The organism is Mumia spirodelae (assembly GCF_050632745.1).
Lineage (GTDB): Bacteria > Actinomycetota > Actinomycetes > Propionibacteriales > Nocardioidaceae > Mumia.
Window position 1 is genome coordinate 652,183 of record NZ_JBODSD010000002.1, and the last position, 16,273, is coordinate 668,455.

The following is a 16,273-nucleotide window of genomic DNA, read 5'->3' on the forward strand; positions in this document are numbered from 1 at the left end:
TCCACGCTCCGCGCTAGCGGTGCGTGTGGTGCTCGGTGGCGGCGTGGTCGGCGGGCTCGAGCTGGAACGTCGAGTGCTCGACGTCGAAGTGGTCCGCGAGACATCCGCGGAGGTGGTCGAGCACCGTGTGGCCGCCGTCGCGGGCGAGCACCGCGTCGTCGACGACGACGTGGGCCGACATCACCGGCATGCCGGAGGTGATCGTCCAGACGTGCAGGTCGTGGACGTCGAGGACGCCCGGCGTCTCCCGCATGTGCACCCGGAGCTCGTCGAGGTCGAGGCCGCGCGGTGTCGACTCGAGGAGGACGTCGGCGACCTCCCGCAGGAGACCGAGTGCGCGCGGCAGGATGAGCGCGGCGATGGCGAGCGACGCCACCGGGTCGGCCGCCTCCCAGCCCGTCACCATGATCACGACCGCCGCGACGATGACCGCGACCGAGCCCACCGCGTCGCCCAGGACCTCGAGGTAGGCGCCCTTCACGTTCAGGCTCTCCTGCGCGCCCTGTCGCAGGACGACCAGCCCGACGATGTTGGCCGCGAGACCGAGGACGCCGGCGGCGAGCATCCACGGAGAGTCGACGTGCGGCGGGTCGCCCAGGCGGCGTACGGCCGAGACCACGACGACCACGCACACCGCGAGCAGCACGAGCCCGTTGAGCCCGGCGGCGAGGATCTCCGAGCGGTGGTTGCCGAACGTGCGACGCGGGCTGCCCACGCGCTGGGCGACCGTCACCGCGACCAAGGCCATCGCGAGGCCGAAGGTGTCGCTCAGCATGTGGCCGGCGTCGGCGAGCAGCGCAAGGCTGCCGGTCAGCAGCGCGGCGGCCACCTCGACCACGAGGACCAGCACCGTCAGGGCCAGCACGAACGCCAGGCGAGGACGGTGCTGGGCCGACGGGGTGCCGTGCGCATGGTCGTGTCCCACCCCTTCACGATACGTCCGTCGGCCGTGGCCCTCGCGCTCACCGTCGGCATCCGGACGTACGACGAGGCCCCGCCCAGCAGGTGCTGGACGGGGCCTCGTGCAGAGATCGGTCCCGGGTCAGGCCCGGGCTGCGATCACTTGTTGATCTTGGTGACGCGACCCGCGCCGACCGTACGACCACCCTCGCGGATCGCGAAGCGGAGGCCGTCCTCCATCGCGATCGGCTGGATCAGCTGGACCGACATCTCGGTGTTGTCGCCCGGCATGACCATCTCGGTGCCCTCGGGCAGCGTGACGACGCCGGTGACGTCCGTGGTGCGGAAGTAGAACTGCGGGCGGTAGTTGTTGAAGAACGGCGTGTGACGGCCGCCCTCCTCCTTGCTCAGGATGTAGACCTGCGCCTCGAACTCCGTGTGGGGAGTCGTGGTGCCCGGAGCGATGACGACCATGCCGCGCTCGACGTCCTCGCGCTTCGTGCCACGAAGCAGGAGGCCGACGTTCTCGCCCGCCTGGCCCTCGTCGAGAAGCTTGCGGAACATCTCGATGCCCGTGACCGTGGAGGTCTGCTTCTCGTCGCGGATGCCGACGATGTCGACGGTGTCGTTGAGCTTGACGATGCCGCGCTCGATACGACCCGTGATGACGGTGCCACGACCGGTGATCGTGAAGACGTCCTCGACCGGCATGAGGAACGGCTTGTCCGTCTCACGCGCCGGCTCGGGGATGTACTCGTCGACCGCGTTCATGAGCTCGAGGATCGACTCGCCCCACTTGGCGTCGCCGTTGAGCGCCGGGAAGGCGGCAACGCGGACGACCGGGACGTTGTCGCCGTCGAACTCCTGCTCGTTGAGCAGCTCGCGGACCTCGAGCTCGACGAGCTCGATGAGCTCGTCGTCGTCGACCATGTCGCACTTGTTGAGCGCGACGACCATGGCCGGCACGCCGACCTGGCGGGCGAGCAGCACGTGCTCACGCGTCTGCGGCATCGGGCCGTCGGTGGCGGCGACCACAAGGATCGCGCCGTCCATCTGCGCCGCACCCGTGATCATGTTCTTCACGTAGTCGGCGTGACCCGGGCAGTCGACGTGCGCGTAGTGACGGTTCTCGGTCTGGTACTCGACGTGAGCGATCGAGATCGTGATACCGCGCTGGCGCTCCTCAGGAGCCTTGTCGATCTGATCGAAGGCCGAAGCCTCGTTCAGGTCCGGGTACTTGTCATGCAGCACCTTGGTAATCGCCGCGGTGAGCGTCGTCTTACCGTGGTCGATGTGACCGATGGTGCCGATGTTCATGTGCGGCTTAGTCCGCTCGAACTTCGCCTTAGCCACTGGGGCTCCTCCTCGATTGAATGTTGCTTGCGCCGTGCGGTTGAGCTGATCGAAGCCTAGGTCAGGCCAGCGATCACTCGCCCCTGGCCTTCTTGATGATCTCTTCCGCGACGTTCTTGGGAACCTCGGCGTAGGAGTCGAACTCCATGGAGTACGACGCCTGCCCCGACGTCTTCGACCGGAGGTCTCCGACGTACCCGAACATCTCGGAGAGCGGAACGAGTGCCTCGACGACCCGGTCACCGGACCGTTCCGTCATCTGCTGGATCTGCCCGCGGCGAGAGTTGATGTCGCCGATGACGTCGCCCAGGTAGGACTCAGGGGTGGTGACCTCGACCTTGAACATCGGCTCGAGGAGCACCGGGTCTGCCTTGCGTGCCGCCTCCTTGAACGCCATCGAACCGGCGATCTTGAAGGCGAGCTCGGACGAGTCGACGTCGTGGTACTGACCGTCGGTCAGCGTCACCTTGACGTCGACCATGGGGTATCCGGCGAGCACGCCGAACTCCATGGCTTCCTGCGCGCCCTCGTCGACGGCGGGGATGTACTCCCGCGGGACGCGACCACCGGTGATCTCGTTGGCGAACTCGTAGCCGCCCTCGCCACCAACGATCGGGCCCGTGGGCTCGATGCTGATGAGGACCTTGGCGAACTGGCCCGAACCACCGGTCTGCTTCTTGTGGGTGTAGGAGACCTTCTCGATCTTGCGCTTGATGGTCTCGCGGTACGCGACCTGCGGCTTGCCGACGTTGGCCTCGACGCGGAACTCGCGCTTCATGCGGTCCACGAGGATGTCGAGGTGCAGCTCGCCCATGCCGGCGATGATGGTCTGCCCGGTCTCCTCGTCGGTGTGGACCGTGAACGTCGGGTCCTCCTCGGCGAGGCGCTGGATCGCGACGCCGAGCTTCTCCTGGTCGCTCTTGGTCTTGGGCTCGATGGCGACCTGGATCACCGGCGCCGGGAACGTCATCGACTCGAGCACGATCGGGTTGCCCGGCTCGGACAGCGTCTCGCCGGTGGTGGTGTCCTTGAGACCCATCACGGCCACGATCTGACCGGCGCCGACCGACGCGATCTCCTCACGCTTGTTGGCGTGCATCTGGTAGATCTTGCCGATCCGCTCCTTGCGCCCCTTGACGGAGTTCAGGACCTGGGTGCCGGCCTCGAGGCGCCCCGAGTAGAGGCGGATGTAGGTCAGCTTGCCGAGGTGCGGGTCGGCCGCGATCTTGAACGCCAGGGCCGAGAAGGGCTCCTCCTCGGTGGGCTGACGCACGAGCTCGGTCTCCTCGTCGCCGACCTTGTGGCCCGCGACGGAGCCCACGTCGATCGGCGAGGGGAGGTAGTCGACGACCGCGTCGAGCAGGGGCTGGACGCCCTTGTTCTTGAACGCGGTGCCGCACAGGACCGGGACGATCTTGTCGGCCAGCGTGGCGCGACGGATCGCGGCCTTCAGCGTGTCGACGTCGATGTCCTCGCCCTCGAGGTAGAGCTCCATGAGCTCGTCGTCGGCGGTCGCGACGGTGTCGAGCAGCTTCTCGCGGTACTCGGCGGCCTTGTCGGCGAGCTCGGCCGGGATCTCCTCGACCGTGTAGTCCTCGCCCATCTCGGTCTCGCCGCGCCACGTGAGCGCGCGCATGCCGACCAGGTCGACGACGCCGAGGAAGTCCGACTCCGCACCGATCGGGAGCTGCAGCACCGCCGGGTTGGCGTTGAGGCGCTCGACGATGGTGTCCACGCAGTAGAAGAAGTCGGCGCCGGTGCGGTCGAGCTTGTTGACGAAGCACATCCGCGGCACGCGGTACTTGTTGGCCTGACGCCAGACGGTCTGCGACTGCGGCTCCACGCCGGCGACGCCGTCGAAGACCGCGACCGCGCCGTCGAGCACGCGAAGCGACCGCTCCACCTCGACGGTGAAGTCGACGTGACCCGGCGTGTCGATGATGTTGATCTGGTGGTTCTTCCACCAGCAGGTCGTCGCGGCCGACGTGATCGTGATGCCGCGCTCCTGCTCCTGCTCCATCCAGTCCATCGTGGCTGCGCCCTCGTGGACCTCACCGATCTTGTAGGTGATGCCGGTGTAGAACAGGATGCGCTCGGTCGTCGTCGTCTTGCCCGCGTCGATGTGCGCCATGATGCCGATGTTGCGCACCGTGGCGAGGTTGGTGGTGATGTCTACGGCCACCTTGGCTGACTTCCCTTGCTGTCGTGAGTCGAATCAGGAGAGGGGTGCCGCGGGCTCCGGACGGAGCCTGCGGCACACCGTCACCAGCGGTAGTGGGCGAAGGCCTTGTTGGCCTCGGCCATCTTGTGCGTGTCCTCACGCTTCTTGACGGCGCCGCCGAGGCCGTTGCTGGCGTCGAGGAGCTCGTTCATCAGGCGCTCCGCCATGGTCTTCTCGCGACGCTCGCTGGCGAACCGGACGAGCCAGCGGAGGGCGAGGGTGTTCGCGCGGGAGGCGCGGACCTCGATCGGGACCTGGTAGGTCGCACCGCCGACACGGCGGGACTTGACCTCAAGGGTCGGCTTGACGTTGTCGAGCGCGCGCTTGAGCGTGATGACCGGGTCGGTGCCGGACTTCTCACGCGTGCCTTCGAGCGCGCTGTAGACGATGCGCTGGGCGACCTGCTTCTTGCCGTCCTCGAGAACCTTGTTGATCAGCTGCGTGACCAGGGGGCTCGAGTAGACCGGGTCGGCCTCGATCGGGCGCTTCGGTGCGGGGCCCTTGCGCGGCATCAGCTCTTCTCCTTCTTCGCGCCGTAACGGCTGCGAGCCTGCTTGCGGCTCTTGACACCCTGGGTGTCCAGCGCGCCGCGGATGATCTTGTAACGCACACCCGGGAGGTCCTTCACACGGCCACCGCGGACGAGCACGATCGAGTGCTCCTGCAGGTTGTGACCCTCACCGGGGATGTAGGCCGTGACCTCGATGCCGCTGCTCAGCCGGACGCGAGCAACCTTGCGCAGCGCGGAGTTCGGCTTCTTCGGCGTCGTCGTGTACACACGCGTGCACACCCCACGGCGCTGCGGCGAACCCTTCAGGGCGGGCGTCTTGGTCTTCGCCACCTTGTCCTGACGGCCCTTGCGGACCAACTGCTGGATCGTTGGCACTACATGCTTCTTTCTTCTGTCCGGCTCTTGTGTGTAGCTCTCTCGTCCCCGTCACAGGCGTCGGTCCGGGCGGCGCGCCTCGGGCGTGCCGCCACCGCGACGTGCGATGGTTGGTGTTGCTGCTCGCGGCGCTGCACCTCGTCCGCACGCCCCGGTCGCGAGACCCGGTCGTGCGACTCGACCGACGGTGCGGCGACACACGAATCAGTGCACACGGACAGCGAGTCCACGGCACAATGTCCAAGACTACCGGGTGCCCCGTGAGGGGTCAAAACGGGTTCAGCCCGCCTGGGCACGGTCCGGCGCATCGCTCCCGCGACGGTCCAGGAGCTCGGCGAGATGGAGGGCCCGGACCCCCGCGAGGTCGTCGAGCTGGGTCCGGCAGGAGAAGCCGTCGGCGAGCACGATGCTGCCGTGCGGCGCCTCCCGCACTGCCGGCAAAAGCTGGTGCTCGGCGACCGCGACGGACACCTCGTAGTGGCCCCTCTCGACGCCGAAGTTGCCGGCCAGCCCGCAGCACCCGCCGAGGCGCGTCACCGTCGCCCCGGCACCTGCGAGGAGGGCGGCGTCGGCCTGCCATCCGAGCACCGAGGTGTGGTGGCAGTGCGGCTGGGCGACGATCGTGACCCCGCTCAGGTCCGGGGCGCTCCACCCGTCGGTGCGGGCCAGCAGCTCGGCCAGCGTGAACACTCCCCCGGCGACCTCCGCCGCCCTCGGGTCGTCGGTCAGCTCGACCGCGTCGGAGCGCAGGACCGACAGGCACGACGGCTCGAGGCCCACGACCGGCATGCCTGCCGCCACGTACGGATGCAGCGCGGCCACCGTCCGCTCGACGTTGCGCCGGGCCCCGTCGAGCTGCCCGGTGGAGATCCAGGTCAGACCGCAGCACACCGACTCGTCGAGCAGGCGGACCCGGTAGCCGGCCCCTTCGAGCACCCGCACGGCCGCCTGGCCGGGGGCGGTCTGGAAGTAGTTCGTGAACGAGTCCGCCCACAGCAGCACCTCGGGACGCCCGTCCGCGGCGCCGGCCGGTTCGTCGACCGCGTCGCGCGTACGGGTGGCCGTCCCCTCGCCCCGGCTCCACCGGCGCAGGGTCGTGGTCGCGAACCGCGGGATGCTGCGCCGGGGATCGACCCCCGCCAGCCAGAGCGCGACCCGGCGCAGGCCGGGCGTCCGCAGGACGCGGTTCGCGAGCCGCGCCACCGGGGCCGACAGCCGCGCCCACCGCGGCAGCATCCCGAGTGCGTAGTGGTTGCGGGGGCGGAGGCGACGCCGGTAGGTCTGGTGGAGAACCTCGGCCTTGTACGTCGCCATGTCGATGCCGGTCGGGCAGTCGCGCGCGCACCCCTTGCACGAGAGGCAGAGGTCCAGCGCGTCGTGGACCGCGGGATCCTTCCACCCCTTGCCGACCAGACGGCCGTCGACCATCTCCTGCAGGACCCGCGCGCGGCCGCGGGTCGAGTCCTTCTCGTCGCGGGTCGCCTGGAACGAGGGGCACATCACCCCACCGGCCCCCGTGTTGTCGGCGATGCACTTCCCGACGCCGGTGCAGCGGTGCACCGCGGCGCCGAAGTCGCCGCCGTCGTGGACCAGCCGGAGCGCGAGCCGGTCGCGGACCCGGCCGACGCCCGTGCCTCGCAGGTCGGCGTCGAGCGGAGCCGGGTCGACCAGCACGCCGGGGTTGAGCAGGTCGTCGGGATCGAAGGCTGCCTTGACGCGGCCGAAGAGCGCGATCGCCTCGGGGCTGTACATCAGCGGGAGCAGCTCGGAACGGGCCCGACCGTCGCCGTGCTCCCCCGACAGCGACCCGCCGTGACCCGCCACGAGGACGGCGGCGTCGCGGAGGAAGTCACGGAACACCCGCGTGCCCTCGGCCTGGGCGAACGGGAAGTCGATGCGGACGTGGACGCACCCGTCGCCGAAGTGGCCGTACGGGACACCGTCCAGCTCGTACTGCCGCAGCAGCGCCTCGAACTCGCGCAGGTAGGTGCCGAGGCGCTCGGGCGGGACCGCGGTGTCCTCCCAGCCCGCGTACGCCGGGCGCGAGAGCGAGCGCGCCGCGAGCCCGGCACCCTCCTCGCGGATGCGCCACAGCACCGCCTGCTCGGAGGCGTCGGTGACCAGCCGCGTCGCCCGGGTGCCGACGTCGGCCGCGACGGCCGCCGCACGCGCCTCGAGCTCGGCGAGCGACGCGCCGGAGAGCTCGACGAACATCCATCCCGCGCCGGCGGGCAGCTCGGGGACCGACCCGGCGCCGCGCTGTGCGCGGACGACGTCGACGATGCGGGCGTCGAGCCCCTCGCACGCGGTCGGCCCGTGGGGCAGGATCGCCATCACGTCGTCGGCGGCGTCGGCCATCGTCGGGTACCCCAGGAGGAGCAGCACCCGGTGCCGGGGGTCGGACACGAGATCGACGGTCGCGCCCAGGGTGACCGCGAGGGTGCCCTCGGTGCCGGACAGGAACGTCGCGACGTCGAAGCCGTTCTCGGGCAGCAGGTGCTCCATGCTGTAGCCCGAGACCTGGCGCCCGAAGCGCCCGAACTCGGTGCGGATCGTGGCGAGGTCCGCGTCCACGACGGCGCGCAGCGCGTCCAGGGTCGTCGACGCCGGCGCGGTGGACGCCGAGCCCCGCGCCGGGCGGACCAGCGAGAGCCGCTCGCCGCCGACCGTCACGACGTCGAGCGCCGCCACGGTGTCGGCCGAGCGGCCGTACGCGAGCGCGCGCGACCCGCAGGCGTTGTTGCCGATCATCCCGCCGATCGTGCAGCGGGTGTGGGTCGACGGGTCGGGTCCGTAGCGCAGGCCGGCCCTCGCCGCCTCGCGCTGCAGCGTCGCGTGGACGGTGCCCGGCTCGACCCGCGCCGTACGGCCGTCGGCGTCGATCTCGAGGACCCGGTTGAGGTGCCGCGTGAAGTCGACCACGATCCCGGGACCGACCGCGTTGCCCGCGATCGAGGTGCCCGCCCCTCGCGAGGTCAGCGGGACGGCCGTCGTCCGAGCGACCTCGACCGTGGCGAGGACCTCCTCGACGCTGCGCGGGCGGACGACGACCTGCGGGACGACGCGGTAGAGCGAGGCGTCGGTGCTGTAGAGGGCGCGCGCGAGGGTCGAGTCGTCGACGTCGCTGAGACCGGCCTGCCGCAGCGCCGCCGCCGCGCCGAGCCCGCGCTCGACCGACTCCGGCGCAGGGCTCGCCGTCACCACAGGCTGATCGACCGCTCGAAGATCCCGGTCACCGCGTCCTCGTCGACGGGCTTCGGCGCCGTCGCGAGCAGCCGCTGCTGCTTCATCGTGCCCTCGACGAGCGCCGGGATGTCGTCCTTCTCGAAGCCCACCGCGCCGATGCCGGCGGGGATGCCGATGTCGCGCATCAGGCGTACCAGCACCTGCGGGAGGAAGTCAGCGAGGTCGGCCGGCCGCTCCGCCCCGGGCTCGAGCAGCTCGGCGGCACGCACATGACGCTCGGGAGCGGCGTCGAAGGTGTAGCGGAAGGCCTCGGGCGCCGTGAGCGAGACCGCCATGCCGTGCGGCACCATCGCCTCGTCCTGCGGGTAGCCCGACGGACGGAAGCCCTTCACCTGACCGGCGATCGGGTACGCGTTGGCGTGCGGGATGTGGACGCCGGCATTGCCGAACCCCATGCCCGCGAAGGTCGCGGCGAGCGCCATCTGCTCGCGGGCGTCGACGTCGTCGCCCGCACGCACCGCGGTGCGGAACGACGTCGCGAGCAGGCTCATCGACTTCTCGGCCCACACGTCCGAGATCGGGTTGGCCCCGCAGTACGGGACCCGCTCGGAGGGCGCCTTGCGCTCGTACGACGTGAAGGGACGCGCCGTGTAGCTCTCGAGCGCGTGGCAGAGGATGTCCATCCCGCTGGCAGCGGTGACCTCGGCCGGCTGCGACAGCGTGAGCTGCGGGTCGATGATCGCCAGCTCGGGACGCAGCCGGGGGTGGCTGATGCCCGTCTTGACGTGCTGCTCGAGGACGTCGAGGACGCAGATCGTCGTGCTCTCGCTGCCGGTGCCGGTCGTGGTGGGCAGGGCGATCAGCGGGAGGAGAGCCTTGGCCGGCGCGCGGCCCGCACCGACGGGGACGTTGATGTAGTCCATCAGCTCGCCCTCGTTGGTGGTGAGCAGGTTGACCGCCTTCGCGGTGTCGATGCTCGAGCCGCCGCCGAGCGCCACCACGGCGTCGAACGGTCCGTGCGCGCGGGCGAACTCGATCGCGTCGGTGAGGCTCGCGTCGGTCGGCTCGACGTGGGTGTCGCCGTAGACGACCAGCTCCACCGCCTCGCCCGCGACCTGCTCGGCGATCCGCGCCGGGATGCCGGTCGCCTCCAGCCCGGGGTCGGTGACCAGCAGCGCCCGTCGGACGCCCAGCGACGCGAGCTCGTAGCCCAGCTCCGTGCTCGCGCCGGACCCGAACTTCAGCCGTGGCGACCCGTAGGTGAAGACGCTCTCGGGGGTGGTCGGCTGGGAGAACGACATCGACGCTCCTGACGGGTCGGAGAGTGCACGGGGGCGTGTTGCGTAGATGACAATACGGCGTGCCGGGCACTTGTCGGGCACCCGACCACGTTGCCCTAGGGTGATCGGGGGCTTATGTGGAGGTGAACGTGATGAATCGGTCGGTGGTGGCCGCTGCGCTCGCGGCGACCGTGGTCGGAGGCCTGAGTGCGTGCAGTCCGCTCACCCCGTCACCGCCTGATCCGTCGGAGACGACGCACAGCAGCCTGAAGGTCGACGTCGGGCAGCACGAGACCTTCTCGGGCACGCCGATCGCCTACTCCCTGACCGTTCCCGACGGCGCGACGCAGCTCGGCCCGCTCGTCCGGCGGCGCAGCCCGCAGCTCGTCGCCGCCTACCAGCCGGTGCTCGCCGAGGCTGAACGGCGCCAGGCGATCGAGGAGGCCGCCGACGCCGCCGAGAACCCCGAGGAGACGACGCCGACGCCGACCGAGCCGCCGAACCCGCTCCCGACGGACGACACGTTCGCCCTCCTGAGCGAGCCGCCCGAGCCGGACACCACCACCGCCCTGCTGCGGATCGACGGCGACCCCGGCGAGGTCTTCCAGGAGGTCCTCGGCCAGGTCGCCGAGCTGATCCCCGACCTCGAGCTCGACCCGGAGGCGTGGTCGCGCTTCTGCACCCAGGTCGCCGGCGTCTACTCCGGCTGCTCGTTCGACGTCACCGGGCGGACCACCGACGACGTCGGGGTGCGCGTGGCCGCCACCGTCGACCCCGGCAGCCTCAAGTCCCAGCAGGCCCCGGCCGGGTCCCAGGGCGACCCCGTGATGACCTACACGGTCGTCGCGACCGACCCGCCCGACATGCGCCCGGTGTGGGACGCGCTCGACGAGGACACCGACACCCCGGCCGAGGGCGAGCGGCCAGAGCTGGCGGAGCCCGCCAAGGTCCCCGCGACGACCGTCCCGCTGCCCGCGGCACCGGAGGTCGAGGCCACCTGGCCGCACTTCCCTGTCTCACGCCCCGTCTCTACCGGCGGGACGCTCGCCGCGCCGAAGTGGCGGCTCCGCGACGACTCCGCGCTGCTGCTGTCCGGCGACAAGCCGGCGTTCGCGAGCATCCTCGTGGAGCGCGGCGTGAACGCCGACGCCATCGCCCGCAGCTACGTCCTCGCGTACAGCACCGGCGGCGAGCCCACGCAGGACGTGATCGAGGACCGGACCGAGATCAGCACGACCTACCGTGCGGTGACCGGCACCAACGGCCCGACCGTGTCCGCGACGTTCACGCAGGCCGGCCGCGGCAACTACATCGCGCTGTTCTACGCGCCGCCGTCGCGCGGCTGAGCCGGACGGGCCCCGACGGGCCGACCCGAGGTCGGCTCGTCGGCCCCGCGCCGGAAGGCCCACTCCATCTGCGGCGAGAGCAGCGGCCCGACCACCCGAGCGACCGGGGCCGACATCAGCGCGGTGCCGAGCAGCGCGGAGACGGCCACCACGATCGGGACGCAGAGGGCGCCGAGGCCCGCCACCAGGTCGAACGCACCGAAGTGCGCGAGCGCGATCAGGAAGAACCCGTGGAGGAAGTACGCGTTCATCGTGCGCTTGCCCAGCTCGGTCGTGGCGTCCACGCGGCGCGGGACGACCGACAGCACGGCCGCGGTCAGCGCGAACCCGACCACCAGCAGACCGGCCCGGGTCGCCAGACCGCCCAGCGCGTCGGCGTCGAGGGGCGCGTCGGCGTACGCGTCGCGCCAGTACAGCCAGGAGACGTAGAAGCGGTCGTGGCGCAGCAGGCACCAGCCGAGGGTCGCGACCAGCGCCACTGCGGAGGCCGCTCGGACCGCCGGACGACGCAGCAGGGCGAAGTGCTCGGGCTTGAGGTACATGCCGGCGACGTAGAACGGCAGGAGCCCGAGGATCCGGTGGATCGACACGACGTTGCTGACCTGCCACAGGCCGGCCACCAGGCTCACGACGATCGCGACCAGGACCGGGGCGCGCAGCACCTGCCAGATCGGCGTCGACAGCCGCCACGCGACCAGGGCGATGAGGAACCACGTCGACCAGGCCGGGTCGAGCAGGTTGATGTCGAGGGGCTTGCCGTCCAGCAGCGCGCGGAAACCGTCGAGACCGACGTTGAGGGCGACGTACGGCAGCACCAGCGTGGTGACCAGCGCGCGGGTCTGCTTCGGCGAGCCCTCGTACCGCCGCGACACGTAACCCGAGATCAGCACGAACGCCGGCATGTGGAACGCGTAGATCCACGCGTACGTCCCGCGTGCCGCCGGAACGTCGAGGAGGTACTGGAGGGCGTGCCCGGCGACGACCAGGAGCATCACCCAGTAGCGGGCGTTGTCGAGAAGGGGGTCGCGGGCCTTCGGTCGCGCCGGCTCGACGTGGGTGTCGGCGGCGGCCGTTGCTCGGGGCTGCATCAGCGTCGTAGACATCTCTTTCGACGTAACCAGCCGTTCCTGAGCGCAGCCTGAGAGCCCCTGAAAACCCCGTGTGAACAGCACGAAGGCCCCCGGAGCGGATGCTCCGAGGGCCCTCGTCAGGACCTCGTAGGTCAGCCGGAGAAGCTGCCGAAGTCGAAGTCGTCCAGCGCGACCGACTGGCCACCGGTGTTGCCGAAGTCATAGTCGTACGACTCGTAACCGGTCACCGCGTAGGCCGCCTGACGCGCCTCCTCGGTGGGCTCCACCCGGATGTTGCGGTACCGCTCGAGGCCGGTGCCCGCCGGGATCAGCTTGCCGATGATGATGTTCTCCTTCAGGCCGCGGAGCTGGTCCGACTTGCCCTGGATCGCCGCCTCCGTGAGGACGCGGGTCGTCTCCTGGAAGGACGCCGCACTCAGCCACGACTCGACCGCGAGCGAGGCCTTCGTGATGCCCATCAGCACCGGACGACCGGAGGCGGGCTGCCCGCCCTCGGCCACCACGCGACGGTTGGCCTCCTCGAACGTCGCACGATCGTGCAGGTCACCCGGCAGCAGCGTGGTCTCGCCCTGGTCGATGACCGTGACGCGACGCAGCATCTGCCGCACGATGATCTCGATGTGCTTGTCGTGGATCGCCACGCCCTGGCTCCGGTAGACCTCCTGGACCTCGTCCACGAGGTGCTCCTGGGCCCGACGGACACCGAGGATGCGCAGGACCTCCTGCGGGTCCGGCGTACCGTGCGTGAGCTGCTGGCCGACCTCGACCTCCTCGCCGTCCGCGATCAGGAGACGCGAACGCTTGGAGACGGGGTACTCGTGCGGCTCCGAGCCGTCGTGCGGGACCACGACGAGCTTGCGCGCCTTGTCGCTGTCGTCGATCTGGACCCGTCCGGCCGCGTCCGAGATCGGCGCACGGCCCTTGGGCTGGCGGGCCTCGAAGAGCTCGACGACACGCGGCAGACCGTGCGTGATGTCGTCACCGGCCACACCACCGGTGTGGAACGTGCGCATGGTCAGCTGGGTGCCGGGCTCACCGATCGACTGCGCCGCGATGGTGCCGACGGCCTCGCCGATGTCGACGAGCTTGCCGGTCGCCAGCGAACGGCCGTAGCACTTGGCGCACGTGCCGGTCTTGGCGTCGCAGGTCAGGACGGTGCGGACCTTGATCTCGTCCACGCCGGCCGCGACCAGCAGGGCGATCTCCGGGTCACCGAGGTCGCCACCGGCCTCGACGAGGACCTCGCCGGTCTCCGGGTGCGTGATCTCGGTCGCCGCGTTGCGGGCGTACGCCGAGGTCTCGACGTTCTCCGCGAGCACGAGGCGGCCGTCCTCGAGACGGTCGGCGATCCGCTTGGGCAGACCGCGCTCGGTGCCGCAGTCCTCCTCGCGGATGATGACGTCCTGGCTGACGTCGACCAGACGACGGGTCAGGTAGCCCGAGTCCGCCGTACGGAGGGCGGTGTCGGCCAGACCCTTGCGAGCACCGTGGGTCGCGATGAAGTACTCGACGACCGAGAGGCCCTCGCGGTAGTTCGCCTTGATCGGGCGCGGGATGATCTCGCCCTTCGGGTTGGCCACCAGGCCTCGCATGGCGGCGATCTGACGCATCTGCATCATGTTGCCGCGGGCGCCGGACTGGATCATCATCCAGATCGGGTTGTCCTGGCTGAAGGTCTTCTCCATCTCGGCGGAGACCTCGTTGGTCGCCTGGGTCCAGATCTCGATGAGCTCGCTACGACGCTCGTCGTCGGTGATCAGGCCGCGCTCGAACTGCTTCTGGACCTTGGCCGCCTGGTCCTCGTACGTGGCGAGGATCTCCTGCTTGCGCTCCGGGGTGACGACGTCCTCGATCGAGATCGTGACGCCGGACCGGGTCGCCCAGTGGAAGCCGGTGTCCTTCAGCGCGTCGAGCGACGCCGCGACGTCGACCTTGCTGTAGCGCTCGGCGAGGTCGTTGACGATCGTGCCGAGCTGCTTCTTGCCCACCTGGTAGTTGACGTAGGCGTAGTCGACCGGGAGCGCCTCGTTGAAGAGGACGCGACCCAGGGTCGTCTCCAGCGTCAGCGGGTCGCCGTAGCTCCAGCCCTCGGGAACCTCCACGCCAGCCGGCGGGACGACCTCGGGGAACCGGATCCGGACCTTGCTCTGCAGCGAGATCTCGCCACGGTCGAACGCCATCCGCGCCTCGGCCGCCGACGCGAACGCACGACCCTCGCCGGGCTGCCCCTCGCGCTCGAGCGTGAGGAAGTAGAGCCCGATGACCATGTCCTGCGTCGGCATGGTGACCGGACGGCCGTCGGCCGGCTTGAGGATGTTGTTCGTCGACAGCATGAGCACGCGGGCCTCGGCCTGCGCCTCGGCCGACAGCGGCAGGTGGACGGCCATCTGGTCACCGTCGAAGTCGGCGTTGAACGCCGAGCAGACGAGCGGGTGGATCTGGATGGCCTTGCCCTCGATGAGCTGCGGCTCGAACGCCTGGATGCCCAGACGGTGCAGGGTGGGTGCACGGTTGAGCAGCACCGGGTGCTCGGCGATGACCTCTTCGAGGACGTCCCACACCTCGGCGCGCGCGCCGCGCTCGACCATGCGCTTGGCCGACTTGATGTTCTGCGCGTGGTTCAGGTCGACCAGGCGCTTCATCACGAACGGCTTGAAGAGCTCGATCGCCATCTGCTTGGGCAGGCCGCACTGGTGCAGCTTGAGCTGCGGGCCGACGACGATGACCGAACGGCCCGAGTAGTCGACGCGCTTGCCGAGCAGGTTCTGACGGAAGCGACCCTGCTTGCCCTTGAGCATGTCGGAGATCGACTTCAGCGGGCGGTTGCCCGGGCCGGTGACCGGACGGCCACGACGGCCGTTGTCGAACAGCGAGTCCACGGCCTCCTGGAGCATCCGCTTCTCGTTGTTGACGATGATCTCCGGCGCGCCGAGGTCGAGCAGGCGCTTGAGCCGGTTGTTGCGGTTGATGACGCGACGGTAGAGGTCGTTGAGGTCGCTGGTCGCGAAACGGCCACCGTCGAGCTGGACCATCGGGCGCAGCTCCGGCGGGATCACCGGGACCGCGTCGAGGACCATGCCGGCGGGCTTGTTGTCGCCGGACATGAACGCCGAGACGACCTTGAGGCGCTTGAGGGCACGCGTCTTGCGCTGGCCCTTGCCGGTCGCGATGGTCTCCTTGAGGCTCTCGGCCTCCGCGTCGAGGTCGAAGTCCTGGAGGCGCTTCTGGATCGCCTGCGCGCCCATGTAGCCCTCGAAGTACTTGCCGAAGCGGTAGGTCATCTCGCGGTAGAGCAGCTCGTCGCCCTCGAGGTCCTGGACCTTGAGGTTCTTGAAGCGGTTCCAGACCTCGTCGAGACGGTCGATCTCGCGCTGCGCGCGGTCACGGATCTGCTTGACCTCGCGCTCGGCGGCGTCCTTGACCTTGCGCTTGGCGTCGGCCTTGGCGCCCTCGGCCTCCAGCGCGCCGAGGTCCTCCTCGAACTTCGTCATGCGCTGCTCGATGTTGTTGTCGCGACGCGACTCGAGGTTCTTGCGCTCGACGTCGATCTTGGCCTCGAGCGAGGGCAGGTCGCGGTGACGCGCGTCCTCGTCGACGTGCGTGATCATGTACGCCGCGAAGTAGATGACCTTCTCGAGGTCCTTCGGGGCGAGGTCGAGCAGGTAGCCCAGACGGCTGGGCACGCCCTTGAAGTACCAGATGTGGGTCACCGGAGCGGCGAGCTCGATGTGGCCCATGCGCTCACGGCGCACCTTGGAGCGGGTCACCTCGACGCCGCAGCGCTCGCAGATGATGCCCTTGAAGCGGACACGCTTGTACTTGCCGCAGTAGCACTCCCAGTCCCGGGTGGGACCGAAGATCTTCTCGCAGAACAGACCGTCGCGCTCGGGCTTGAGCGTGCGGTAGTTGATCGTCTCGGGCTTCTTGACCTCACCGTGCGACCAGGCACGGATCTCGTCGGCGGTGGCGAGGCCGATCTTGAGCTGATCGAAGAAGTTCACGTCGAGCAC

The 16,273-nt window shown here is 69.9% G+C and carries 10 protein-coding genes; 1 reads left to right on the top strand and 9 read right to left on the bottom strand.

Annotation, left to right across the window (positions count from 1 at the left end):
- Nucleotides 1–13 precede the first annotated feature (13 nt).
- The 7 genes from ACQSSQ_RS12705 to ACQSSQ_RS12735 all read right to left on the bottom strand — a co-directional run bounded on the left by ACQSSQ_RS12705 (nt 14) and on the right by ACQSSQ_RS12735 (nt 9,847).
- Nucleotides 14–925 carry a cation diffusion facilitator family transporter gene (locus ACQSSQ_RS12705; protein ID WP_431327441.1) on the bottom strand — a complete coding sequence of 304 codons (912 nt, stop codon included), beginning with the start codon at nt 923–925 and terminating at the stop codon, nt 14–16.
- A gap of 134 nt (nt 926–1,059) precedes the next feature.
- On the bottom strand, nt 1,060–2,253 hold the full coding sequence (tuf, locus tag ACQSSQ_RS12710) for an elongation factor Tu (RefSeq protein WP_431327442.1): 1,194 nt from the start codon (nt 2,251–2,253) through the stop codon (nt 1,060–1,062).
- Between the two features lie 73 nt (nt 2,254–2,326).
- Nucleotides 2,327–4,435, bottom strand: coding sequence for an elongation factor G (gene fusA / locus ACQSSQ_RS12715; RefSeq protein ID WP_431327443.1), 2,109 nt, complete (start codon nt 4,433–4,435; stop codon nt 2,327–2,329).
- An 80-nt stretch (nt 4,436–4,515) separates the two neighbouring features.
- On the bottom strand, nt 4,516–4,986 hold the full coding sequence (gene rpsG / locus ACQSSQ_RS12720; RefSeq protein ID WP_431327444.1) for a 30S ribosomal protein S7: 471 nt from the start codon (nt 4,984–4,986) through the stop codon (nt 4,516–4,518).
- The gene (rpsL, locus tag ACQSSQ_RS12725; protein WP_139087780.1) at nt 4,986–5,360 is read right to left on the bottom strand and encodes a 30S ribosomal protein S12; all 375 of its coding nucleotides are present in this window, start codon (nt 5,358–5,360) and stop codon (nt 4,986–4,988) included. Before rpsL ends, rpsG begins: the two co-directional genes overlap by 1 nt.
- A gap of 279 nt (nt 5,361–5,639) precedes the next feature.
- A complete protein-coding gene (locus ACQSSQ_RS12730) occupies nt 5,640–8,561 on the bottom strand; it encodes an FAD-binding and (Fe-S)-binding domain-containing protein (protein WP_431327445.1) in 2,922 nt (973 codons plus the stop codon).
- The gene (locus ACQSSQ_RS12735; protein WP_431327446.1) at nt 8,558–9,847 is read right to left on the bottom strand and encodes a hydroxyacid-oxoacid transhydrogenase; all 1,290 of its coding nucleotides are present in this window, start codon (nt 9,845–9,847) and stop codon (nt 8,558–8,560) included. The genes ACQSSQ_RS12730 and ACQSSQ_RS12735 overlap by 4 nt, the downstream gene beginning before the upstream one ends.
- A gap of 131 nt (nt 9,848–9,978) precedes the next feature.
- Here ACQSSQ_RS12735 and ACQSSQ_RS12740 point away from each other — a divergent pair, with 131 nt between their 5' ends.
- Nucleotides 9,979–11,172 (top strand): hypothetical protein, encoded by a 1,194-nt coding sequence (locus ACQSSQ_RS12740; protein ID WP_431327447.1) that lies wholly within the window; start codon nt 9,979–9,981, stop codon nt 11,170–11,172.
- Here ACQSSQ_RS12740 and ACQSSQ_RS12745 read toward each other — a convergent pair.
- Together ACQSSQ_RS12745 and ACQSSQ_RS12750 are read right to left on the bottom strand one after the other, a co-directional pair.
- Nucleotides 11,148–12,275, bottom strand: coding sequence for an acyltransferase family protein (locus ACQSSQ_RS12745; RefSeq protein WP_431327448.1), 1,128 nt, complete (start codon nt 12,273–12,275; stop codon nt 11,148–11,150). The two genes, ACQSSQ_RS12740 and ACQSSQ_RS12745, sit on opposite strands and share 25 nt — an antisense overlap.
- Before the next feature lie 119 nt (nt 12,276–12,394).
- Nucleotides 12,395–16,273, bottom strand: coding sequence for a DNA-directed RNA polymerase subunit beta' (locus ACQSSQ_RS12750; protein ID WP_431327449.1), 3,879 nt, complete (start codon nt 16,271–16,273; stop codon nt 12,395–12,397).